The following is a 23,958-nucleotide window of genomic DNA, read 5'->3' on the forward strand; positions in this document are numbered from 1 at the left end:
ACATTAGCGAGTTCCGTCCATTTCCTGTGTGCACAAGTGGACAGACTGGAGAACGGCGATGTGGTGGGTTTCGTTCCGGGAACCCTCCGATGCGCTGGGCGCAGGCATCGTGTCGCGGCAGTCCTGATCCGAAAAAACCTCACGCAGAAGATGCGATCATGGCACCCGCACTTTCCAATGGCTCAGGCCGGCCCGCCGATGTCCTGATCGTCGAAGACGATCCGATCATTGCGATCGATTTTGAGGATCGGCTCATCGGATTCGGTGTGACGAGCGTGCGGAGCGTCGGCTCGGTGACGCAGGCGCTGGAGGCAATCGCAAAGCACGCTCCCGACTTTGCGCTGCTCGATGTCGAGCTGATCCGCGAGACGAGCTTTGCGATCGCCGAGCGGCTGGTCGCGCTGAAGATTCCGTTCGTCTTCGTCACCGGCTACGGTGCCGACGCGCGGATTCCGCCCGAATTCGCCGGCCAGCCGCGCCTGCAAAAGCCGTGCTCGAGCGACGCGCTGGAGGCGGCGCTACAGGTGCGGGGTACCTGACGGCCTATTTGCCGGAGCGAATGCAGAGCTCGGCGAGGTCACTCTCGACGCCCTTGAAGAATGTGTGCGGAAGCGGCGGCGGCGATGAGGCCTTCTTGATCGCCGCACTCTGCGCAATCGCCTGTTGATCGGACAATTGCAGGAAACGTTTCAGCGCCTTCGAACGACCCTTGCCGGCGAACCTCTCCAACCGTTCTTCAGTTGCATCGGTCGGATTGAGACGGAGCAGGGCTTCGTTGCCGGTCTCCAATGGATAGACCGCTCCAAGCTTCACGCGCGCGATCACGTTGTAGCGGTCGAAATGCTCGAAGATCAAATCCAGGATCTTCGCCTGACGTATCGGCTCCTCCATCGCGAGATAGCGCTTCACGTCCGGATTGCTCTTAAGGCTTTCCAATTCGGCTGCGCCGGCAAATGGATTGTCGGAGTTCTGCCGGTCGATGAACGCCGATGCGCCTTCCAGCATGCGCGTGCCCCATGTGATGACGATGTCGCGGCCGCGCGGTCCGAGCTGATCGGCAGCTAACCCCTTGTCCGTCAGGCATGCCGGATCGGCGCTCGCGCGCAGTGACTTGCCAAGTTCGGCGGTCAGCGCCTTGCCATAGGGCGAGGCGAAGGCTTCGCGCACCAGCGTTGCCTTGTCCTGGCTCTGCGCCCATGTCGGGGACGCTGCGCCCAGCAGGAGCGCGATCACGAACGTTCGGCGGCTGAACGGCACGGCTGCAACTCGAAAATGGCTCGGACGGCATCAGGCCCTCGAAAATGCGCGGGCGCCTGCAATTGTCGTCCGGGCCGGCCGGATGGTTCACGGCCATCCGGCTTCAAATTGGCCGTCAGGCAAGCTTTGGATCGAGCGTGGTCGACCACAGCGCGACGTCGGCGCGGTCGCGCAAGGTCACCGTCATCTGGCCGGACGCGCCGTCGATCCTGACGTGACCGAAGAACTGCATGCCCGCTGACGGCGGTAGGTTCTGGCTGTCCTTGCCCGGCGCCTTGACGAAGCGCACCTCGGGCCCAAAGGTGTTGTCGAGCGCGTTGGGTCCGAACGTGCCGGCGTGCAGCGGACCCGAGACGAATTCCCAGAACGGCTCGAACTCCTGGAATTGCGCCTTGTTCGGATCGTAATAATGCGCGGCGGCGTAATGCACGTCCGCCGTCAGCCACACCGTGTTGCTGATCGGTGCCGTCTTGATGAAGCGGAGGATGTCGGCGATCTCGAACTCGCGGCCGCGCACCGGTCCGTCGCCCTGCGCAATGGCTTCCGAGCCGCCCTGCGGCGTGTCCGAGACGATCAGGCTGATAGGCATGTCGGACGCGATCACCTTCCATGTCGCGCGCGAATTCAAAAGGCCGCGCTTGAGCCAGGCGATCTGGTTCGGGCCGAGGAAGTAGCTGGCGGGACCGTAGGCAGTTTCGAGATTGGCGCCGTTCGGGCCGCGATAGCTGCGCTCGTCGAGCACGAACACGTCGAGATGCGGTCCGTAAGAGATCTGGCGGTAGACGCGGCCTGGCTCATTGATGCTTTCCCGCATCGGGTACATCTCATGGAAGGCGCGGCCCGCGCGAGCTGCGAGCAGCTCGATGTCGCGCACCTTGTAGGCGGCGGGCAGCTCTTTCGACAGCGACCAGTTGTTGGTCACCTCGTGGTCGTCCCACTGCACGAAGATCGGCACCTCGGCATTGAAGGCACGGAGATTGTCATCGGTGAGATTGTATTTGTGCGCGGCGCGGTACTCGTCCAGCGTCTCGGCGACCTTGGCCTTCTCGGGAGCCGTGACGTTCTTCCAGATCTTGCCGTCGGCGAGCTTCACCTCGGATGCAATGGGACCGTCGGCATAGATCGTGTCGCCCGAGTGCAGGAAGAAGTCGGGACGGTGCTTGCGCATCGCCGCGAAGGTGAACATGCCGCCGTCGTCAGGGTTGATGCCCCAGCCCTGGCCTGCGACGTCGCCGCCCCAGACGAAGCTGACGTCGCGGCGGTCGGCCGGCGCGGTGCGGAAGCGGCCGACGACGGACTCGCCCTCGACCGCGCTGTGCGAGAGATCGCGGAAGCGGACGCGATAGAAGATGTCCTGTCCGCCCGGCAGGTTCTCGATCAGCATCTTCGCGGTGAAGTCGCTCTCGGGCAGCGCCGCGATCGGCGGCAGCGCGCGGACGTCCTTGAAGGACTCGGTCGTCGCCACCTCGACCAGCATCTGCGATGGACGGTCGGCGCGCGCCCACACCACCCCGCCGTCGACGGTGACGTCGCCCGACTGCACGCCGTGAGTGACCGCCGGCCGGTCGGCTGCACGCGACAGATAGGGCATTGCGATGGCGCCGAGCGAGCCAGCGCCGGTCGTGAGGAAACGGCGGCGGGAGAATTTGATGTTCATGGCTGGCTCGCGGGCTGGCGATCTTGCGCTGTCGTTCCGGGATGGTCCGAAGGACCAGACCCGGAATCTCGAGATTCCGGGTACGCGCCCTGCGCGCCCCGGAATGACGGTGGAAGCTATATTGAGACAATGTGACGCAGCAATAACGCGGGCAAACCCTTACGCGTTGCCGGCGGCCCTGAATTGCGCACCCGCGCGTTGCAGGTTTTGCGGCAGGCTCATCAGCACCGCCTTGCGGTCGGCGACGGCGGCGTGGAACTGATCGAGCGCGATGTTGAAGGCAGTGAGCCCTCCTTCCTCGATCGCGCCGTGATCGAAGCAGTGCAGCGTGTCGCGCAGGATCTCGTCGGCCTCGGTCTGCATCTGGTCGAGCTCTTCCGTCGTCTCGCTCTTGCGTGCGGCCGCGATCATGTCGAGCAGGCGCTCGCGCAGATGGCTGTTGTTGTCGCGCTCGTCCTTCTTCAGGTAGCCGGCGAACCAGGCGCCGATCGAGCCCATGGCGGAGAGCGCCATCAGGCCCCACCAGATGTAATCGCTGTATTTGTCGAGGAAGGTCTTCTCCTCGCCGTCGACGAAGGCGGCGGCGCCGGGATGCACGGGGATCACCGCGTCCTTGTCGGTGTCGGGCGTCTCGATCTTGGCCGCCAGCGGGAATTCCGTCACCAGCTGCTGCCGCACGGCGAACAGCTGTCGCGTGAACGCCGCGATGGTGGTGTCGGACACGGCTTTGCGCGCCACGATGTGGTGCGAGAAGCTGATGGTCTTGACCTCGTCGTCGGGACGATCGGGCGAGCCTCCATAGGTGCCGGCGGGAATCTCGGAGGCTTCATAGACCGGATGATTCTGCGCGATCGCGTCGGCGGAATCGATGGCAAGGAAGGTCGGCGTGCCGAAATCCTTGGTGGAGGCAGCGATGGCCTCCGCCGTGATCTTGCTGTTGACGGGGCCGGCGGCGAGATAGGCATCGGCCTTCTGGGCCTTGATCGCCTCGGCGGCTTCGTTGGCCGGAAACTGGATGATCTCGACCTTGGCGGGATCGACGCCGTATTGCTGCAGGATCACCTTGAGCAGATTGACGTTGGCCTGGGTGCGGCCGACCACGCCGACGCGATGGCCGGCGAGCTGCGCGATCTTGGTGATCTTGGCGCCCTTCTTCTTGCCCTTGCCCTGGACGGACCACAGCACCACGACGTTCTTGCGCAGGGTCGCGACCGCCTGCGCGTTCTTCGGCACGTCGACGTCGCCGCGCACGATGGCGAGATCGACCTTGCCCTCCGCGAGCGCCTCGGCGCTGGCGGTGGCGCCGTCGGTCTGGATCGGACGCAGCCGCACATAACTCTTGTTCTGCGAGAAGGCCTGCGACAGCGCCTGCACGACCTTGACGTCGTCGCTGTTGGCGGGGCCGACCGCAACCTTCAGCGTCACCGGACGCATCGCGAAATAATAGCCGCCGACGAGCGCGCCGATGATCGCAAGCACCAGCGCGAGGGACACGAGCGCGGTCTTCCGCGCCGCTGATCGCGGCGAAGGCGGAGTGGGCGCTTCGGCCAGGTCCAGACCCCCGGTCATCGATCTCCCAAACAGGCGTTTCAGGCTCAGCTTCATCTCGGCCGGCGATTTAGGCCCGCAATTGTAGCAAATTTCTTGTCCGGCGGGGTTACATCTCCGTCATGGTTAGCGGATGGAGGAAATCCCAATGTGAACCCTGACCGTAAGCACGGTGTTAGGGTAAAGTTCCCCTGAAGCATGGAGACGATCATGGCAGAACGGCTGGCGGCGGAAGCACGCAAGCAGGCACTGGGTGGTATTCCCGGCTGGAGCGAGGTCGGGGGTCGCGACGCAATCGCGAAAACCTTTGTCTTCAAGGATTTCAACGAGGCCTTCGGCTTCATGACCCGCGCGGCCCTGGTCGCCGAGAAGATGGACCATCACCCCGAATGGCGGAACGTCTACAAGACCGTGGAGGTGGTGCTGTCGACCCATGATGCCGGCGGCGTCACGGCGCTCGACATCGAGCTCGCCAAGGCGATGAATGCGATCGCCAAGCTGACGGCTTAGCTGACACCAGGCTGACATCTTGCAGCGGCCGGCCGCATCCCCATCTTGTGATCAGCAGGGCATGCGGCGATCCGCCGCCCCTCGCTGAACGGGGAGTTGGAGCATGGCTGCCGAGCACAGCGTCGGCTTCGAGCCGGCCGATCGGCTTGCGGAAGATCGTGAGAGCGTCCGCCGCCGCTTCTGGCGCAAGCTGAAGCGCGTCGCCGCGCAACTGCCGTTCGCCGAGGATCTCCTCGCGGCCTATTACTGCGCCTTCGACCGGCAGACGCCGCGCCATGTCCAGGCGTCGCTGCTTGGGGCGATCGCCTATTTCATCCTGCCGTTCGACTTCGTTCCCGACGTGATGCCGATCCTCGGCTTCACCGATGACGCCGCCGTGCTCGCCACCGCCATCCGCATGGTCGCCACCCACATCACGACCGAGCACCGCGAAGCCGCCCGCGCCGCGCTGAAGCGCGGCGTGGAGGAGGGGGAAGCGGCGGAGTAGCCGTTGGCGGCACGGCCGTAGCCACACCCACTAATGTCGTCCTGGCGAAAGCCAGGACCCATTACCCCGTCCGGCAATGGTTGCGGGCGGTGCTCACTCCAAGTCTTCGTCAAACCTCTCCCTGTGGTTATGGGTCCTGGCTTTCGCCAGGACGACATCCGGAGAGCTACTTCTTCCCCGCCTCCGCCCGCGCTTTCTCCGCGTCCCATACCTGGAATTGCTTGAACAGCGTTTCCTTGTCCGCATCGGACACGTTTGCGGCGGTCGGGGTCTGCTTCAGGAACGCTTCGAAGCGCTGTCGCGTCACCGGCTCGACGCCGTGCTTGTCGAGCCATTGCTGCGCCACCGGCAATCTGTTCCAGCCGGACAGCGGCGCCGCGAGCGAGACCTCCTTCCACTTGGGATGGAAGGGCGGGTTCTGCAGCGCCGGGAATTTCGTGAAGAACGCGTCCACGAACAGCGCAAGCTTGCGATAGCGCTCGGTGTTGGGCGCCCAATTATAGGCCGCGAGCACCGCGGGCACCGCGATGGTGTCGACGCTCTCGCCCTCCTTGATCAGGTTCGGATAGTCCTTCGCCGTCAGCGTCGCCGGCAGATAGTCGCTCTGCAGCGGCTTGGCGTAGTCGACCTTGGCGAGATGGAAGCGGCCGTCATTGCCGAAGGTCGAGACCGACTTGTACGGCTTGCCGCCGACCACGATGACGGCGTCGATCTCGCCGGCCTTCAGCTTCTCCATGGCGATGCGCTGCTCGACATAGACGAAGTTCGCCTTGATCCCGAGCCGCTCGAACACCGTCAGTGCAGTGACGAAGGTCCCGCCATTGGGCAGATCGACGCTGACCTTCTTGCCCTCGAGATCCTTCAGCGTCGCGACCGACTTCGGCGCGATGACCTGCATCTCTTCATTGTAGAGCTTGGTCACGTAAGTGAACTGTTTCTTGATGTCCTTGGCAAAGCCCTTGCGCTCGAGATAGTCGAGCGTGTCGGCGCGCACGACGCCGAGATCGACACCTTGCAGGAACAGGATGTCGGCGACGCTCTGCACCGAGCCGCGGCCGACGATCGGCAGCACGCGGATCTTGTTGCCGTCGTCGAGCACCGAGGCGAGGTCGGCGCCGAACTGCACATAGGTGCCGCCGATCGTGCCCGTGATCAGCGTGACGGTGTTGGCGTTCAGCGACTGCTTGGTCGAGTTCGAGCCGAACTGGAAGATGGCCTTCAGGCTGTCAGAGACCTTGGCCGGATCGTATTCGCCCTGCTCGGCATGAGCCGCGAAGGCGCAGATGGTCGTGATGGCGGCAAGCGCCATTTTTAAAACGTTGCGCATGATGTCCTCTGAAATGGTCTAGTTCGAGAGCTGGGCGAGGCGCTTGCGCGCTTCAGCCGATCCAAGGCTGGCGGCGCGCTGGTACCAGTCGCGCGCGGCGGCTGCGTCGGGAATGATGCTCCGCGCGTCGCTGGTGCCGAGCACCGCGGGGTCGTAGGTCTGCGCCAGCAGCAGCGCGGCCGTTGCGTCCTTCGCGTTGGCGGCGCGTTCGAGCAGCAGGCGCGCGGCAGCGATGTCGCCGACGCTGATCAGGCGTCTGGCGCGCGTCATCAGTCCCGCCAGCGTGTCGGCATCGAGCGTTTTGGCAGGCTCGGGCGGCGCAGGCTGCGCCGCGACGGGCGCCGGAGCTGGCGCTTCGACTTGGCTTTGGACTTGGCCTTGGACTTGACCTTGGACTTGACCTTGGACTTGGCTTTGCGCTTGCAGCGCGGTCTGGTAAGCGGTCGCAATCGCTTCACGGCTTGGCGTCGAGGGCACCGGAAGCTCTTGCTTGTCGGCGCTCGCCGGCGTCGTGTCGGTCACGCGGCCGGGGTCCTTGAGCGGGACCTGGCGTACGGCCGGCAGACTGGCCTGAGCTGCACTTGTCACGCTGCCGGCATAGTCGGCGAGGAGACTACGCAGCTCGGACTGAAACAGCACGGCCGCGATCGCCGCGGCGGATATCGCAAGCCCGGCAGCGACAAGCGGCGCGATCCTGGTTCTGGGCCGGAGCGCCAGCGGCGTATATTCCTGTGGGTCTGGTGCTCCGCGCGGATCGGACAGAAACAGCGGAATTGGATCGTCCTGTGGAAGTTCGGCACGTTTGGCCCGCGCACGGATGTAGTCCGCGGTGGACGAATGTGATGCAGATCGATTGGAGTCGAGCGCGTGCGACTCCTTCGACGGACGGTAGGCCGTCGTCTCCATGGTGTGATGCTCCCCATTACTGACGCAACGCAGGGGCCGTCCCGGCTTCAGTCTTCTTGTTTTTGTCCAGAAGCGCCCCGCAAACTGGAACCGGTAAATCGCCGTCCGATTCAGCCCAAAAAACGACGGCGGTTTGCGCGAATCTGGATATATTTGGGTTTGATTGCGGCGGCGCGGCGAAATGCACCGCAATTTTGCCCGCGTTGGTTGAGGGATTTTTTTCCGGGCGGCCGGTGTGCGCAACCTTACGATGTCGCGGTTATCGACGCCGTCTGCCACGCCCGCCGCCGTCATGCCCCGGCTCGACCGGGCATCCAGTACGCCGCGGCTTCTCGGCTAAATCACTGGCGTCTCTGGAATAGTGGATCGCCCGGTCGAGCCGGGCGACGACAGTTGAGCATGCTGAAACAGCGTCGCGATGACATCGCGATCACGGATGCAGGATCACCTTGCCCATGGCCTGACGGCCCGCCAGCACCTTCAGCGCATCCGCCGTTTGCGCCAGCGGGAAGGTGCGGTCGACATGCGATGAAATCTTTCCTTCCGCGGTCCACTTCACGAGCTTCTCGAGATTGGCGCGGTTCTTCGCCGGGTTGAGCCGGGTCCAGGCACCCCAGAACACGCCGCGGATATCGCAGCCCTTCAACAGCGCGAGGTTCAGCGGCATCTTCGGAATGTCGCCGGCGGCAAAGCCGATCACGAGGAAGCGGCCTTCCCAGGCGATCGAGCGCAGCGCCTGCTCGGCGTAAGCACCACCCACGGGATCGAAGATGATGTCGACGCCCTTGCCGCCCGTCAGCTTGCGCAGGCCTTCCTTCAAATCCTCCTTGCCGTAGTTCAACGTGAGCTCGGCGCCATGCGCTTTCGCGAATTCGAGCTTCTCGTCCGACGAGGCGCAGGCGATCACCTTCAGGCCCATCAGCTTGCCAAGCTCGCAGGCAGCTAAACCGGTGCCGCCGGCGGCGCCGAGCACCGCGAGCGTCTCGCCCGGCTTCGGGCTGGCGCGATCCTCCAGCGCATGCAGCGCGGTGCCGTAGATGATGATGATGCCGGCCGCGCGGTCATAGTCGAGATTGTCGGGGATCTTCACGATCGACGCCGCCGGCAGCGCGATCTTCTCGCGCGCGCCGTTGTGGCCGCAGGAGGCGACGACGCGATCGCCGACTTTCAGATCAGTCACGCCGGGGCCGATGCTCTCGATCACGCCAGCGACCTCCGCGGCCGGCGAGAACGGGAACGGCGGCTTGATCTGATACTTGCCCTGGATCATCAGGATGTCGAAGAAGTTCAGCGCCGCCGCCTTGATCGCGATCACGGCTTCGCCGGGGCCCGCCACCGGATCCGGCACCTCGGCCAGAACGAGATCGTCGGGCTGGCAATATTGCGAGCAGAGGATGGCTTTCATGGCAGCACCTTGAGGCGTTTCGAGTGGAATTATAGTTGGGTCGGTTTTGCCGGATTTAGGCACGGGCGACAATCCGGATTCTTTGTCCGAAGCCATGCACTGGCCTATCCTCGTCATTGCGAGCGCAGCGAAGCAATCCAGAGTCCGCGCCGCGGAAAAAGTCCGGATTGCTTCGCTGCGCTCGCAATGACGGAGCAAGAGCAAAAAGAAGGATTCAAACGATGTTTGAAACGGGTCTGCTCAAGGACAAGCGCATCCTCGTCACCGGCGGCGGCTCGGGCCTCGGTGCTGCGATGGGACGCCGTTTCCTCGCGCTCGGCGCCGAGCTCGTGATCTGCGGCCGCAAGCTCGACCGGCTCGAGGCGATGGCGAGCGAGATGCGCGCGCAGATCGGTGGCAAGGTCTCCACCATTGCGTGCGACATCCGCGACGGCGCCGCCGTCGACGGCATGATGGATCAAATCTGGCGCGAGGCGCCGCTCGACATCCTCGTCAACAACGCCGCTGCCACGTTCATCGCGCAGAGTGAGCATCTCTCCTTCCGCGCCGCGGATGCGATCCTGGCGCCGACGCTGCATGGCGCGATGTATTGCACGCTCGCCGCCGGCAGGCGCTGGATCGAGGGCAGGCATGGCGGCGTGGTGCTCTCGATCCTCTCGACCTCGACCATCACCGGCCGCGCCTTCACCGTGCCGTCGGCGATGGCGAAATCGGCGGTGCTGGCAATGACCAGGAGCCTCGCGGTCGAATGGGGCCCGAAGGGCATCCGCTGCGTCGCGATCGCGCCGGGGCCGTTCCCCACCGCCGGCGCATCGGGGCAGCTTCGCCCGGAGGGCCGCGACGAGGGCTGGACCGCGCGCAATCCGCTCGGCCGCACCGGTGAGCACGGCGAGTTCGCCGATCTCGCGAGCTTCCTGGTCTCCGACCGTGCCGGCTACATCAACGGCGAGATGGTGGTGATCGACGGCGGCGCGCATTTACGCAGTTCCGGCGCCGAGGATTTGCTCGGCTGGACCGACGCGCAATGGGTCGCCCAGCGCGCCGCGCGATCCAAAGCCTGATCGCGCCGCTGCCGCTAACTGCCTTCCCAAATTGAACTTTCCCGGCTATCCCTACCCGGGGACAAAGCGCGGCCGGGCCATCTTCCAGTCACAATATTGAGGGAACCACTCCAGCATGTGGCGGGTGCTATTATTGGCTTTGACGACTGGCGGGGTGGCGTGGGGAATCCCTGATTCCGCGCGGGCGCAACCGGCGCCCAAGGCCGCACCAAAAGAGGCCGCACCAAAAGAGGCTGCACCGAAAGCGGCTGCGCCGGCGGCCAATACGGCCGCAAAGACCGCTGCAAAGCCCGAGAGCAAACCGGCGGGCCCGGCCGCGGCGGTTGCGGGCGGCGCGGAGCCGACCCTGATCGGCCAGTTCGGCACCTGGGGCGCCTATTCGGCGACACCCAACGGCAAGAAGGTCTGCTTCGCGCTGGCAAAGCCCTCGTCGTCGAAGACGAACCCGCCGAATCGGCCGCGCGATCCCGCCTATGCCTTCGTCTCGACCCGGCCGGCGGAGAAGGTGAACAACGAAGTCTCGGTCATGATCGGCTACGCGCTGAAGCCGGGCTCGGAATCCTCGGTCGAGGTCGGCGGCGCCGCCTTTGCGATGTATACGCAGGGCGATGGCCTCTGGATCAAGAACGCGGCCGAGGAGGAGCGGATGGTCGAAGCCATGCGCAAATCCGCCGATCTCGTGGTCAAGGGCGTCTCGGCCAAGGGGACGGAGACGACCGACACCTTCTCGCTGAAGGGCCTCGCCCAGGCGCTCGACAAGATCGCCCAGGATTGTAGGCGATAACGCCTAGTCGTTAAGGCTGAGGGCGATAAGGTCGCAATCGGCGGTTCCGGTTGCTATATAGGGGCGGTTCCAGATTTCTTTCGTCATTCCGGGGCGATGCGCAGCATCGAACTATGGTGCCCAGTTGGGCACCTTGAGAATCTCGAGGTTCCCGGTTCGGCTCTTCGAGCTGCCCCGGAACGACCACAGCAATTAGGCCCATAGATGCAACCGACGACCGAGCCGCACAACGCAATCCTGGTGGAGAAGACTCCGCTCGAAACCTACGTGCCGCCGGCCAAACCGTCGCTGATCGGCCTGTCGCGCAGCGAGCTTGCCGACCGCCTCGGCGAGATCGGGGTCGCGCCGGCGCAGCGCAAGATGCGCGTGCAGCAGCTCTGGCACTGGCTCTATTTCCGCGGCGCCCAGAGCTTCGACGACATGACCTCGATCTCGAAGGGCATCCGCGCCGACCTCGCGCAGCACTTCACCGTCGACCGTCCCGAAGTCGTGGCCGAGCAGATTTCCAACGACGGCACCCGCAAATGGCTGCTGCGGCTGCCGAGCGGCGACAATGTCGAGAAGGCGCATGAAGTCGAGTGCGTCTACATCCCCGAGACCGACCGCGGCACGCTCTGCGTCTCCTCGCAGGTCGGCTGCACGCTGAACTGCTCGTTCTGCCACACCGGCACGCAGCGCCTGGTGCGCAACCTCACCGCCGGCGAGATCGTCGGCCAGGTGATGGTCGCGCGCGATCGCCTGAACGACTGGGCCGATCGCGAGGACGGCACGCGCCGCGTCACCAACATCGTGATGATGGGCATGGGCGAGCCGCTCTACAATTTCGACGCGGTGCGCGATGCGCTGCTGATCGTCGGCGACAATGAAGGCATCGGCATCTCCCGCCGCCGCATCACGCTGTCGACCTCGGGCGTGGTGCCGAACATCGTGCGCGCCGGCGAGGAGATCGGCGTCATGCTCGCGATCTCGCTGCATGCGGTGCGTGACGAGCTTCGCAACGAGCTGGTACCGCTCAATCGCAAATATCCGATCAAGGAGCTCTTGCAGGCCTGCCGCGACTATCCCGGCGCCTCGAACGCGCGCCGCATCACCTTCGAATATGTGATGCTCAAGGGCGTCAACGATTCGCTCGACGATGCGAAGCTGCTGGTGAAGATGCTCAAGGGCATTCACGCAAAAATCAATCTGATCCCGTTCAATCCCTGGCCCGGCACCGCCTATGAGTGTTCGGACTGGGACCAGATCGAAAAGTTCTCCGAATACATCTTCAACGCCGGCTATTCCTCGCCGGTGCGCACCCCGCGCGGCCGCGACATCCTCGCCGCCTGCGGCCAGCTCAAGTCGGAGACTGAAAAGCTCAGCGCTCGCGAGCGCCAGGCGCTCCGCGCCATGGCGATGACGGATTAGCTTGTCATGCCCGCGCTCTCGCAGCTTCGTCATTGCGAGGAGCGTAGCGACGACGCAATCCAGACTGCCTCAGCGGATGCATTTCTGGATTGCTTCGCTTCGCTCGCAATGACGGCAACGGTGGCTTCTTCCAGATGTCCCTGATCGGCCGCCTCATCGTCATCTTCATCGGCTTTCTCGCCGCCTGTTTCGTCGGCGGCATGATCGTGGTCATGGCGCTGCTGTTTCCGGAGTTCGCCGATCTCGGCGCCGGTCCCGTCGATCAAGGCGCGATCGATATCCTGCTCGGCTTTGGCTTCATCTTCGTCTCGGGCTTCGCGCTGGTGCCGGCGGCGGTGATCGTCGCCATCACCGAAGCGCTCTATATCCGCAGCGCACTCGCTTATGCCGTCGGCGGCGGCCTTGTCGGGCTCGCCTGCTATCTCGGCCTCGTTCCCTTCCATTCTGACACGCTGCAGTTCGAAGGCATCGTGCGGCGTCACCTGGAAATCATGACGGGGGCCGGCATCGTCGCCGGCGTCGTCTACTGGCTGATCGCCGGCCGCAGCGCCGGCGCCTGGCGCAACCCGCCGCCCCCGCGCAAGCCGCCTCCACCGTTGCCGGCGAATTCGCGGCCGGATGCGAGGTGAAGTAATTCGCCACATACTCGGTGTCGTCGCGGCCTAGTGCGCAATTGCGCACGGGGGCCGGGACCCATACCGCGGAATCTATCGATGGCTATCGGTAGGAGTACCGAATGACGGGTCTTCGCCAAACTCCTCCCTGGAGGTACGGGTCCCGGCCTTCGCCGGGACGACTGTGTGGAGGCATTGCGTTTCAACAAAGTCATGCCCGCCCGCATCGCTCGCCGGGACCGTCTCCGGGGTTTCCATCCCCGCCCCACTCCGCTAAACCGCGCGCCATGAACCGGACTGGACTCTTCATTGCCCTGGCACTGTGGCTCGTGATCGGCGTCGTTTTCGGCCTCTATCCCGAGCTCGATCTCAAGCTGGCCTCGCTGTTCTTCGACCCCGCGACGAAGACGTTTCCGCTCAAGCTGATCGATTGGGCCGGCTTCGCGCGCGACGCGGCGATGTGGATCGCCTGGGCGTTCGTGCTGCCCTCGCTGGTGGCGCTGGTGGTCAAGATGATCCGGCCGGACCGTCCGCTGCTGGTGTCGGGGCGCGCGATCGTGTTCCTGCTGGTGACGATCATCCTGTCGGCCGGCATCCTCACCAATCTCACCTTCAAGACTTATTGGGGCCGGCCGCGCCCGGTGGTGGTGACCGAGTTTGCCGGCGACCAGCAATTCGTGCCGTGGTGGGATCCGCGCGGCGGCTGCGCGCGCAATTGCTCGTTCTTCTCGGGCGAGGGCGCGACCGCGTTCTGGACGCTGGCCCCCGCCGCATTGGCCCCGCCGGCATGGCGGCCGCTCGCTTATGCCGGCGCGCTTATCTTCGGCGCCGTGACGTCAGGGCTCCGCATGGCCTTCGGCGGGCACTTCTTTACCGATGTCTCGATCGCCGGCCTCGTCACCTTCGTCGTGATCTGGTTCGCCTATGCGCTGATCTACCGCTGGCCGCGGACCCGGTTCTCGGACGAGGCGGTGGATGCCGCCCTGACCCGGCTGAACATGCCCGCCTACCGGCTCCGCCAGCGCCTGTTCGGCCGCAAGACCAACCCCGCACCGTCGATTTGAGCCATTAAATGCGTGCCGAGCCCTGCGAAATTTGATATTCGCGCGGTCAGGTTCGCCCCGAAATCAGACCCCTTTGAGACCCGATTGGAAGCCCCATGACCACGATCCTGAAAAGCCTGCCCAAGGGTGAGAAAGTCGGCATCGCTTTTTCGGGCGGTCTCGACACCAGCGCGGCGCTGCTCTGGATGAAGCAGAAGGGCGCGCGCTGCTACGCCTACACCGCCAATCTCGGCCAGCCCGACGAGGCCGATTACAACGAGATCCCGCGCAAGGCGATGGAGTTCGGCGCCGAGAAGGCGCGCCTCGTCGATTGCCGCACGCAGCTGGTCCATGAAGGCATCGCCGCGATCCAGTCCGGCGCCTTCCACATCTCGACCGGCGGCATCACCTATTTCAACACCACGCCGCTCGGGCGCGCCGTCACCGGCACGATGCTGGTCGCGGCCATGAAGGAAGACGGCGTCAACATCTGGGGCGACGGCTCGACCTTCAAGGGCAACGACATCGAGCGCTTCTACCGCTACGGCCTGCTCACCAATCCGGGCCTGAAGATCTACAAGCCCTGGCTCGACCAGCAGTTCATCGACGAGCTCGGCGGCCGTGCCGAGATGTCGGCGTTCATGACCGCGCAGGGCTTTGCCTACAAGATGAGTGCCGAGAAGGCGTACTCGACCGACAGCAATTTGCTCGGCGCCACGCATGAAGCGAAAGATCTCGAGAGCCTCGACAGCGGCATCAAGATCGTCAACCCGATCATGGGCGTGCCGTTCTGGCGCGACGATTGCGCCGTCAAGGCCGAGAAGGTCGTGGTGCGTTTCGAGGAAGGCCAGCCCACGGCGCTGAACGGCCAGACCTTCTCCGATCCCGTCGCGCTGTTCCTCGAAGCCAACGCGATCGGCGGCCGTCATGGTCTCGGCATGAGCGACCAGATCGAGAACCGCATCATCGAGGCCAAGAGCCGCGGCATCTACGAGGCGCCGGGCATGGCGCTGCTGCACATCGCCTATGAGCGCCTCGTCACCGGCATCCACAACGAGGACACCATCGAGCAGTACCGCATCAGCGGCATGCGTTTGGGACGCCTGCTCTATCAGGGTCGCTGGTTCGATTCGCAGGCCTTGATGCTGCGCGAGACCGCGCAGCGCTGGGTCGCGCGCGCCGTTACCGGCGAGGTGACGCTGGAGCTGCGCCGCGGCAACGACTATTCGATCCTCAACACCGAGAGCCCCAACCTCACCTATGCGCCGGAACGGCTCAGCATGGAGAAGGTGGAGGACGCCGCCTTCACGCCGGCCGACCGCATCGGTCAGCTCACCATGCGCAATCTCGACATCGCCGATACGCGGACGAAGCTGAAGCTCTATAGCGACACCGGCCTGCTGTCGGGCAGCGAAGGCTCGCAGATCTTCCGCCTGGAGAGCGACAAGGGCTAATCTCGTAGGGTGGGCAAAGCGAAGCGTGCCCACCATCCTTCCACGACCGAGATGATTGGTGGGCACGGCGCTCACGCGCCTTTGCCCACCCTACGATTGCGCGATATGCCGCAACGTCGCGTGTAACACCGAAAACAAAAATGGCCGGGATCGCTCCCGGCCATTTGCGTTTGTGCGTGCCGTTACCGCGGCGGCGCGGTGCCGGGCGGGGGCGGCGGCAGCGAGGCCTGGCCGCCGTTGAGCAGCGGCGTGATGCGGCGGACCGTGACGCGCCGGTTGATCAGGCTCGGTCCCTGCGTCTGCTCCTTCAGGTACTGCTCGCCATAGCCCTGCGACGTCAGGTTCTCCGCCGGCACATTGAACTGCTGCGTCAGCAATTCGGCCGCGGACTGCGCCCGGCGATCCGAGAGCGACAGATTGTCGACCTCGTTGCCGACCGCGTCGGTGTGGCCCTCGATCAGGAACACCTCGCGCGGGTTGCGCTGGATCGCCTGGTTGAGGCCGTCGGCGATCACCTGCAGCCGGGCCGCCTGGTCCGGCGGGATGGTCCACGATCCCGTCTCGAAGTTGATCGTGTTGACGTCGATGCTCGGCATCTGCATGCGAACATTCGGGCTGTAGCGGATCTCGTCGAGCGAGTAACGGCGATCGATCCGCTGCACCGGCGGTGCCTGCATGGTCGCGTAGATCACGTCCGGCGACGCCTCCTGCGCGTCGACGATGTAGCGATCGTAGGGGATGTTCACGACCGGCGGCGGCACGTCGACATAGAAGCCGCCGACCGACCGCGGATCGCGGTAGCTGTTGTCGATGATGACGATCTCGCGCCCGCCGGGGTCCCGGCGAATTCGACGCAGCAGCGAGCCGTCCGGGCCGACCACGGTGATCACCTCGCTGCCATCGGGACGGATCACGACGGTGCGGGTTTCGCCGCCGATCGTGTCAGTGCGGATGTCGCGGGCGCCGTAGCGGAAGCGATAGAGATCGTTGCCGCGGACATAGGCCTGCCCGCCGGGATCGCGGATGATGATGCGGTCCGGCTCGTTGTAGATGGTGCGGCCGCCTTCGACGACCTCGCGCCGCTGGTTGTGGAGGTCGGCGATGGTCGCGCCGATCACGGCACCGGCCACCACACCGGCACCGATCGCGAGCGGCGTCAGGTCACGCTGCGGCGGGCGCGGCGGCGGCGGCAAGGGTGCCGCGACCGTCGGCGCGGCCTGGAAGGCCGGCGCAACCGTCGGCGGACGGTATTGGGCCCGGTTGGGCGGCGGCGTAGCAGCCGCGGAGCCGGGGACGACCGTCGGAGCTGCAGCACCGGCGGGCGCCGCGGGCCGGGGCGGCAGGGTGCCGGCCTGGGGCGGCGCGGCCGGAGCTCCGGCAGCAGGTGCGCCGGCAGGAGGCGTTCCACCCTGTTGGCCGGGAGTTGGCGTCGCCGTCGGGGCTGGAGTCGCGCCGGGGGCAGGGGTCGTGCCGGGAGCCGGAGTCGCCGATCCCGGACGTCCGGCCGGCGGCGCAGCGGCGCCACCTGGGGCCGGCGTTGCCGTTGGAGCGGGCGTAGCACCGGGGGCTGGCGTTCCCGCCGCCGGAGGCGCGCCGGGACGGGTGCCGGGCGGCAGTGCGCCGGGGCGGCCAGCCGGCGGTGCGCCGGGCGTGCTGCCCGGAGCCGGCGTTGCGGTCGGCGCAGGTGTCGCGGTCGGTGCGGGTGTCGCAGTCGGAGCAGGAGTGGCTGCCGGCGCGGGCGAGCCCGGGCGGGCCGAAGGTGCACCGGGTGGAGGGGCTGCGGGCGTCGCCGTAGGCGCAGGCGCGGGCCGCACCGAGGGTGCCGCTGCAGGAGGCGGCGGAGGAGGAGTTGGAGTCGGGTGCGCGGCAGCCGGAGGCGGTGCCGGCGGCGTCGGTCGTGCCGCAGGTGGGGCCGGAGGCGGTGCCGGCGGCGTGGGCGCCGGACGTGCCGCGGGCGGCGCTGGCGGCGGCGGTGTCGGGGCGTGCTGCTGCGGGGCCGCGGCCGGAGGCGGCGACGGCTGCTTCGGAGCGGCAGGCGGCGGGGGTGGCGGCGGCGGAGCCGGACGGGCCGCAGGAGGCGGCGGCGGTGGAGGCGGTGCTGCCGGTCGCGGCGGCGCAGCAGCCGGCGGAGGCGCAGCGGGCGGGTGGGGCGGAGCAGCGGCGGGCGGCGGTGCAGCCGGGCGCGCGGGCGCGGCAGGCGGCGTGGCCGCAGGCGGGCCCTTCGGCGGCTGCTTCGGTTTTCCGTCAGGGCCGGTCTCTTGCGACGGAGCCGGCTGCGCCTGCGCGACCACGAGCGGCGAAGCGCTTTGCGCATGCGATGCAGTGTTGGCCAATTGCATCGCGGTGAGAGCCGTCGTCGCAAGCAGCACGAAACGAAGGTTGGTCATGGTGGTGAACTTCCCCGGAAGGTTCTTTGACGAAGTGGTTGGGATGAACAGCTACGCGTTAGGCCGCATTGTGGCGGGCGAAGCGGTCGCGGCCCGATTTATTTGTGCACGCAAATCATCTCACTATGGCGACGTTCATTGCGCATTCAGACGCTCCTTGCAATCGCCTCACATGTGATGCTTCGCCTCATATGCGATTGCGCGGCGGCATTGCGTCCGTCGCAGGATTGGGCGTGAGCGGACCGTTCGGCCCGCGCGATGGAATCTCCTCAGGCACGTGGCCCGGCAGTTCGTCGGGCCGCGGTGATTCGCCGGGCTCGCGCACCGGCGGCGTGATATCGGGTTGCGGATTGCCCGGCGGAATTCCCGGCGGCGGCTCGGTCGGAGTGCCCGGTGTCGACGGTGGAATCTCGGGCGGTTCGATCGGCATCGGCATCATCGAGATCGTTGTCCAGAGAACGATAACGACGATGCCGTGCCGATGTTCCGCCTCGCATCGTTTCGAAGTGCGCCCTATTCGGGCAGATGGCAGACGGCCTCGATGTTGTGGCCGTCGGGATCAAGCACGAACGCGCCATAATAGTTCGCATGATAATGCGGACGGAGCCCGGGGGGCCCGTTGTCGCGTCCTCCGGCTGCCATCGCCGCCTTGTAGAAGGCATCCACGGTGGCGCGGTCCTTGGCGGCGATCGCGATATGCACCGGCTTGTTCATCGCGCCTTCGCCGCCGAACCATAAATCCGGCTTGCCGTCGGCGCCGAAGCCGGCCGCCGCAGCGTGACCGGTCTGCTCCGCCGTGACCTCCATGATCAGGCCGTAGCCGAGCGGAGCCAGCGCCTTCGCATAGAACGCTTTCGCGCGCTCGTAATCGGAGACGGAGAAACCCAGATGGTCGATCATCGCTAACCTCCCTTGCTCGTCCCTGTCAGCGCGACAGGAACGTATTGCTTCGTGTCTTGCGCGCGACCGCAAAGCCGCGCGCGACCATGTCGGCAATACAATCCTGCTGCCATTCGTTTTGTGACAGATGTTCGATCACCACTGCGCGCGGCCACAGCGATTGCGGTGCGTCGCGGAAGAAGCCGATCAGCACGCGGTCCTCAAAGCCCTCGACGTCGATCTTGAGCGAATCGACTTGGCCGACGCCGGCCTCATCGAGAATGCGCGTCAAGCGCAGCGACGGCACCTTGATGGCGTCAGCGCTGGCCGCGCCGGTCACGACATGCGTCGCGCCGAGATTGCCGCCACCGCTCTCGATCATCAGCTCGCCGTCGCTGTCGCCCGCGGCGGCCTGAACCAGGCGCACCTGCGTTGCCTGCGATGCGGCGTGGTTGAAGGAGAGCCGTCCGAAGGTCAGCGGATGCGGCTCGATTGCGACCACCTTGCCTTGGGTGCCGACCTGCCGCGCCATCACCAGCGCAAACGTGCCGACATTGGCGCCGACGTCGACGAACACGCCGCCCGCAGGCGTGTGCTGTCGCAGGAAATCGAGCTCGTCGAGATTGTAGTCGGGATTGAACAGGGCGCCGCGCTCGGTCGCGCTGCCTTGATGATAGAAGCGGAACGAGGCGCCCTGATACTGTACATCGATCGGGCCGCCGCGCAGTAGATTGACCAGCCGCGACAGCCAGGGCCGGAACGCGCCGCGCTTCAGCCCCGATCGCGTCGCAAGGCGGATGATCGCGGCCTGCGCCGCATTCGGCGCAAACGCGCCAAACGGCGCGGACGAAGGGGCATTGTCGGGCGTCAAGCAGCAGGTCCTCGTTGCAGGCGGCGCATGCATAGCCGGTTTTGGCGGGGACTCCAACGCTGCGGGAAGAGAATGTAGCCCGGATGGAGCGCAGCGAAATCCGGGGTTCTTGCCCTACGGACCGACCTTCCCGGATTACGCTGCGCTCCATCCGGGCTACGCAGCGGCGGGCCTCACGCCGCCTTCTTCCGCTGCCTCAGGAATCGCCCGAGCAGCCTGCGCCGGCCCTTGCGCGGGATGAGGTCGACGTCGCTGACGAGCTTGGCGCCGCCCTTGCGGCGTTCCAGCACGATCTTGCGGCTGTGAAAGGCTTCCAGCTCGACGCGATGCGCGACGCTGACGATGGTCGCTTTCGGCAGCTCGTCGGTGACCATCTTCATCATCTTGTCCTGGCTCTTCTCGTCGAGCGCCGAGGTCGCCTCATCGAGCACGACGATATCAGGGCTGTGCAGCAGCAGCCGCGCGAAGGCGAGGCGCTGCTTCTCGCCGCCCGACAGCGTCTGGTCCCACGGGCCTTCTTCCTCGATCTTCTCCTTGAGATGGTCGAGGCCGACCTTGTGCAGGGCCTCCCCGATCTCTCCGATGGTCCAATCCTCTTCGGCCCCGGGATAGGCGACGGCGCGGCGCAACGATCCCGAGGGCACGTAAGGCCGCTGCGGCAGCATGAACAGCCGCCGGTCGGGATGGAAGTTGACGCTGCCGCCGCCCCACGGCCACAGCCCCGCAATGGCGCGCACCAGCGTGCTCTTGCCGGTGCCGGATTCGCCGGCGACCAGCAGCCGCTCGCCGGGCTCGATCACCACCTCGGTCTCGCCGACCACCGCGGTGCCGTCGTCGAGCGTGACGGAGAGATCGCGCAGCTCCAGCATCGCCTCGTTGTGCGTCTCGCCGCGCTGGATGCGGCCGAGGCCGTCGCCCTGCTCGGCGCGTTCGAGGCCGTCGAGCGACATCATCAGCGAGGCGATGCGGCGCGCGCAGGCGTTCCAGTCGGCGAGCCGCGGATAATTGTCGACCAGCCAGCCGAACGCGCTCTGCACGATGGTGAAGGCGGAGGCCGCCTGCATCACCTGCCCCAGCGTCATGCTGCCGTCGAGGAATTTCGGCGCGCAGAGCAGCAGCGGCACGACCGGTGCGACGAGGCTCGACCCTTGCGACACCAGCGTGGTGCGCATGTGCTGGCCGGCGAGCCGCGCCCATTGCCGCAAGACGCTGGCGAAGTTGCGGTCGAGGCCGTCGCGCTCCTCCTCTTCGCCGCCGAGCAGTGCGATGCTTTCGCCGTTCTCGCGCACGCGTGTCAGCGTATAGCGGAAATCGGCCTCGGCCTGGTTCTTGTCCTCCGAGACCTGCACGAAGCGCCGGCCGATCACCATGATCGAGCCGGATGCGATCGCGGCGTAGAGGATGGCGGCGATCACGAGGAAGCCGGGAATGGTGATGGATGAGCCGCCGAGCGTGACGGTAAGCGCGCCGCCGATGGTCCAGAGCACGACGATGAAGGTCGCGGCCGACAGCAGCGCCGAACTGACGCCGGCGAGGAAATCGACCGGCGCATCGGTCGCGATGCGCAGGTCTTCCGCGATCCGGTATTCCGGATTCTGGTGGTCGCCGCCGACGAGGTTGAGCTGGTAGTAGCGCCCGTTCGTGAGCCAGCGCGTCAGCACGCTGCTGGTGAGCCAGGCCCGCCAGCGCCGCTGGATGCCCATGCGCGCGAACACCTGCGCCACGCCGAGCACGATGCTGCCGAGCGCGAGCGGGAAGAACATGGCGGTGAGATGGAAGACGCTCGTCGCGTCGCGCTTCTCGATCGCGTCGAAGATCGCGCGATTCCAGACATTGATGCCGTATTGAAACCCGACAGTGAGGACGATCAACGCGCCGAGACCGATCGAGAACGGCCAGGCGAGGCGATCGCCGTTGCGGCCCCAGAAGCCGCGCGCGCTGATCCAGAAGCGGGTCAGCAGATAATCCTTGCGGGCCTGCTCGGCCTCTTCGGGAGAGAGCTCGGGATCGGGTTCGAGCACCTCGGGCGGCGGCGCAGCCACCTCGTCGCCGTTCTCGCCTTTGATCTCGACAATGGGTGGCGTCTTGCCCTGGTCGCGCTTCCCGGCTGCCTTTTGCATGGCCGGATAACGCGAGACAAATCAGCCGGTTCCGGTCGGTTCCCGAATACCCTATTCGGCGGCGCCGCCGCGCACCCGCCGCAGCCGCGCAGCCCGGTGCAGCACGCGCGACAGCTCCTCGATCGAATAGGGCTTTTGCACGAGGTCGAAGCCGAGGCTGCCTTCCTGCGACAGCGCCTGGCTGTAGCCGGTGGTCAGCACGACCGGCACCTTGATGCCGCGATCGCGGATCGCCCGCGCCAGATCGAGCCCGGTCATGCCGGGCATCACGATGTCGGAGAACACGACGTCGAAACGATCGGCGTCCACGACGAGCTCGGCCAGCGCATCGGCGGCATTGTCGACCAGCGTGATGCTGTAGCCGAGCGCGGTGAGGCCATCGGCGGCGAAATTGGCGAGCTCGATATTGTCCTCGACCAGTAGCACCGACATGCCGCTGCCGGCCACCGCAGGCGCGGTGTTCGGCGCCTGCTGCTGTGGCAAGAGGTCCGCGGGCACGCGTGGGAGATAGAGCGAGAAGGTGCTGCCCTGGCCGACTTCGCTCGTCACCGTCACCTCGCCGCCGGATTGCCGGGCGAAACCGAACACCTGGGACAGGCCGAGACCCGTGCCGTGGCCGACCTGCTTGGTGGTGAAGAACGGCTCGAAGATCCGCCCGAGCCGCGCGGCCGGAATGCCGACGCCGGTGTCGCTGACGATCACGCCGACGAAGCCGAGGTGTCCCGGGATATGACTGTGCGAGACCTGCGTCGGCGTGTCGGGAAGGGTTGTCGCCCTCTCGACGGTGAAGCTGATCCTGCCCTTGCCCTGCATGGCATCGCGCGCATTGGTCGCCATGTTGATCAGCGCGGTCTCGAACTGGCTGGCATCGGCATTGACGAGACACGGCTCCGCCGGCAGCCGCATCGCGATCTCGATGGCAGGTCCGAGCAGCGTGGCGAGCATGTCGTGCAGCGACTGCAATCGCTCGCCGACGTCGAACACTTCCGGTTTCAGGGTCTGGCGCCGCGCAAAGGCGAGCAGCTGCGAGGTCAGCTTGGCCGCGCGCGCCACTGCGTCCGCAATCGCCGTGATGTAGCGCTGCCGTCGCTCTTCGCTCAGCTGCGGACGGTTCAACAGATCGACCGAGGCGCGGATCACGGTCAGCAGGTTGTTGAAGTCGTGGGCGACGCCGCCGGTGAGCTGGCCGAGCGCTTCCAGGCGCTGGCTGTGCTTGAGCGCCTCCTCGGCCTCGCGCCGCCTTGCGGCTTCCATCTGCAGATGCTGGGTGCGCCGGAAGGCGAATGCCAGCAGCAGGAACAGCAGCGCGGTGGCGGGAACGCCGAACACCAGATGCTGCCCGATGGTGGCGTACCAGCGCGCGCGGATCGCCGACGTCTCGAAGCCGGCGCTGACATAGATCGGATATTCGGCGACGCGCCTGTAGCCGATGCGGCGCTCGATCCCGTCCGAGGGCCAGGCGATGGTCATGAGCCCCTGCGCGGGGTGCGCGGCGATCTCGCGGCCGACCGGTCCGCCCGGATCGAGCCGGAGGTCGCGGTCGAGCCGCGGGAAATGCGCCAGCACCACGCCGTCGGTGCGACCCATCGCGAAGAAGCTGCCGGGATCCGAGCCGATCCTGGCATAGAAGCTCTCGAAATATTCCGGCAGCACGGAGGCCTGGATCACGCCGATGAAGCTGCCGTCGTCGGCGTCGCGCCGGCGGCTCATGCCGAAGAAGCGCGCGCCCTGATAGGGCGGACGCGGCGTCAGCGGCATGCCGATGACGGTGCCGATGGCCTGGTCGACATGGACGTAGAAATAGTCGCGGTCCGCGAAGGCCAAACCAGGCGGCGGCGAAACCAGGCTGTTGACCAGTGCTTTTCCATCCGCGTCGAAGATCCAGGCCGATTTGAGCTGCGGCAGCGAATCGGTCAGCCGCTTCAGGCGGCGGTGCAGCGCGGCTTCGCGTGCGCGGATGACGTCGTCGGGAAGGCCGCGCACGACCTCGTTGAGCTCGGACAGGCTGCGATCGATGGTCTCGAACACCTTGAGCGCATGTTCATGCGCCACATCGAGCGTGCGCTCGATCTCGCGGTCGGCGATGTCCCTGGTCGAGGTGTAGGAGATCGTGGAGGCGATCGCGAACAGCGCAATCGGCAGGGCCAGGGATGCAACCATCATCCACTGCAAAAGCCTCAGCGAATTGCGTTGCGCTCCCTGCACGGTCGCTCCGGTCCCTGACCGGTGAGCTTACTTGAA

General features: G+C 66.1%; 21 protein-coding genes. 9 read left to right on the top strand and 12 right to left on the bottom strand.

Annotated elements, in window-relative coordinates; all coding sequences use genetic code 11:
* Positions 1–158 precede the first annotated feature (158 nt).
* Complete coding sequence (locus QA649_RS01465; RefSeq protein ID WP_283022647.1) at positions 159–539, top strand: response regulator; 381 nt, start codon at positions 159–161, stop codon at positions 537–539.
* 4 nt (positions 540–543) lie between these two features.
* On the opposite strand, the gene QA649_RS01470 is transcribed toward QA649_RS01465, so the two are convergent.
* The 3 genes from QA649_RS01470 to QA649_RS01480 all read right to left on the bottom strand — a co-directional run bounded on the left by QA649_RS01470 (position 544) and on the right by QA649_RS01480 (position 4,519).
* Entirely contained in the window at positions 544–1,257 is a 714-nt protein-coding gene (locus QA649_RS01470) for a hypothetical protein (RefSeq protein WP_283022648.1), read from the bottom strand.
* A 115-nt stretch (positions 1,258–1,372) separates the two neighbouring features.
* The gene (locus QA649_RS01475; RefSeq protein ID WP_283022649.1) at positions 1,373–2,914 is read right to left on the bottom strand and encodes an alkaline phosphatase D family protein; all 1,542 of its coding nucleotides are present in this window, start codon (positions 2,912–2,914) and stop codon (positions 1,373–1,375) included.
* 159 nt (positions 2,915–3,073) lie between these two features.
* Positions 3,074–4,519, bottom strand: coding sequence for a TAXI family TRAP transporter solute-binding subunit (locus tag QA649_RS01480; protein WP_283022650.1), 1,446 nt, complete (start codon positions 4,517–4,519; stop codon positions 3,074–3,076).
* A gap of 153 nt (positions 4,520–4,672) precedes the next feature.
* Between QA649_RS01480 and QA649_RS01485 the strand changes: the two genes are divergently transcribed.
* Positions 4,673–4,972: a 4a-hydroxytetrahydrobiopterin dehydratase gene (locus QA649_RS01485; RefSeq protein ID WP_026312322.1), complete on the top strand. Its 300-nt coding sequence runs from the start codon at positions 4,673–4,675 to the stop codon at positions 4,970–4,972.
* 103 nt (positions 4,973–5,075) lie between these two features.
* Positions 5,076–5,459 (top strand): YkvA family protein, encoded by a 384-nt coding sequence (locus QA649_RS01490; RefSeq protein WP_283022651.1) that lies wholly within the window; start codon positions 5,076–5,078, stop codon positions 5,457–5,459.
* Positions 5,460–5,625: 166 nt separating this feature from the next.
* Here QA649_RS01490 and QA649_RS01495 read toward each other — a convergent pair whose 3' ends face one another.
* From QA649_RS01495 to QA649_RS01505, 3 genes are all read right to left on the bottom strand, one after another.
* Positions 5,626–6,786: a TAXI family TRAP transporter solute-binding subunit gene (locus QA649_RS01495; protein ID WP_283022652.1), complete on the bottom strand. Its 1,161-nt coding sequence runs from the start codon at positions 6,784–6,786 to the stop codon at positions 5,626–5,628.
* Between the two features lie 18 nt (positions 6,787–6,804).
* A complete protein-coding gene (locus QA649_RS01500) occupies positions 6,805–7,986 on the bottom strand; it encodes a hypothetical protein (protein WP_283022653.1) in 1,182 nt (393 codons plus the stop codon).
* A 136-nt stretch (positions 7,987–8,122) separates the two neighbouring features.
* Positions 8,123–9,097 (bottom strand): NADPH:quinone oxidoreductase family protein, encoded by a 975-nt coding sequence (locus tag QA649_RS01505; protein WP_061880125.1) that lies wholly within the window; start codon positions 9,095–9,097, stop codon positions 8,123–8,125.
* 221 nt (positions 9,098–9,318) lie between these two features.
* Here QA649_RS01505 and QA649_RS01510 point away from each other — a divergent pair, with 221 nt between their 5' ends.
* From QA649_RS01510 to argG, 6 genes are all read left to right on the top strand, one after another.
* Positions 9,319–10,158 (top strand): SDR family oxidoreductase, encoded by an 840-nt coding sequence (locus QA649_RS01510; RefSeq protein ID WP_283022654.1) that lies wholly within the window; start codon positions 9,319–9,321, stop codon positions 10,156–10,158.
* Positions 10,159–10,273: 115 nt separating this feature from the next.
* The gene (locus tag QA649_RS01515) at positions 10,274–10,942 is read left to right on the top strand and encodes an invasion associated locus B family protein (RefSeq protein ID WP_283022655.1); all 669 of its coding nucleotides are present in this window, start codon (positions 10,274–10,276) and stop codon (positions 10,940–10,942) included.
* A 204-nt stretch (positions 10,943–11,146) separates the two neighbouring features.
* Entirely contained in the window at positions 11,147–12,349 is a 1,203-nt protein-coding gene (gene rlmN, locus QA649_RS01520) for a 23S rRNA (adenine(2503)-C(2))-methyltransferase RlmN (RefSeq protein ID WP_283022656.1), read from the top strand.
* A 134-nt stretch (positions 12,350–12,483) separates the two neighbouring features.
* Positions 12,484–12,978, top strand: a complete 495-nt coding sequence (locus QA649_RS01525) for a hypothetical protein (RefSeq protein ID WP_283026230.1) — start codon at positions 12,484–12,486, stop codon at positions 12,976–12,978.
* A 272-nt stretch (positions 12,979–13,250) separates the two neighbouring features.
* A complete protein-coding gene (locus QA649_RS01530; RefSeq protein WP_283022657.1) occupies positions 13,251–14,027 on the top strand; it encodes a phosphatase PAP2 family protein in 777 nt (258 codons plus the stop codon).
* A gap of 95 nt (positions 14,028–14,122) precedes the next feature.
* Positions 14,123–15,460 carry an argininosuccinate synthase gene (gene argG, locus QA649_RS01535; protein WP_131874242.1) on the top strand — a complete coding sequence of 446 codons (1,338 nt, stop codon included), beginning with the start codon at positions 14,123–14,125 and terminating at the stop codon, positions 15,458–15,460.
* A 182-nt stretch (positions 15,461–15,642) separates the two neighbouring features.
* On the opposite strand, the gene QA649_RS01540 is transcribed toward argG, so the two are convergent.
* The 6 genes from QA649_RS01540 to QA649_RS01565 all read right to left on the bottom strand — a co-directional run bounded on the left by QA649_RS01540 (position 15,643) and on the right by QA649_RS01565 (position 23,922).
* Positions 15,643–17,847 (bottom strand): OmpA family protein, encoded by a 2,205-nt coding sequence (locus QA649_RS01540; RefSeq protein ID WP_283022658.1) that lies wholly within the window; start codon positions 17,845–17,847, stop codon positions 15,643–15,645.
* 187 nt (positions 17,848–18,034) lie between these two features.
* On the bottom strand, positions 18,035–18,277 hold the full coding sequence (locus tag QA649_RS01545) for a hypothetical protein (protein WP_026312326.1): 243 nt from the start codon (positions 18,275–18,277) through the stop codon (positions 18,035–18,037).
* 83 nt (positions 18,278–18,360) lie between these two features.
* Positions 18,361–18,747: a VOC family protein gene (locus tag QA649_RS01550; RefSeq protein ID WP_260387437.1), complete on the bottom strand. Its 387-nt coding sequence runs from the start codon at positions 18,745–18,747 to the stop codon at positions 18,361–18,363.
* 25 nt (positions 18,748–18,772) lie between these two features.
* Positions 18,773–19,597: an FkbM family methyltransferase gene (locus QA649_RS01555; protein WP_283022659.1), complete on the bottom strand. Its 825-nt coding sequence runs from the start codon at positions 19,595–19,597 to the stop codon at positions 18,773–18,775.
* A gap of 173 nt (positions 19,598–19,770) precedes the next feature.
* Positions 19,771–21,717, bottom strand: coding sequence for an ABC transporter ATP-binding protein/permease (locus QA649_RS01560; protein ID WP_283022660.1), 1,947 nt, complete (start codon positions 21,715–21,717; stop codon positions 19,771–19,773).
* 51 nt (positions 21,718–21,768) lie between these two features.
* The gene (locus QA649_RS01565; RefSeq protein WP_283022661.1) at positions 21,769–23,922 is read right to left on the bottom strand and encodes a hybrid sensor histidine kinase/response regulator; all 2,154 of its coding nucleotides are present in this window, start codon (positions 23,920–23,922) and stop codon (positions 21,769–21,771) included.
* Positions 23,923–23,958: the final 36 nt, after the last annotated feature.

Origin of the sequence: Bradyrhizobium sp. CB1717 (assembly GCF_029714325.1) — a bacterium.
Lineage (GTDB): Bacteria > Pseudomonadota > Alphaproteobacteria > Rhizobiales > Xanthobacteraceae > Bradyrhizobium.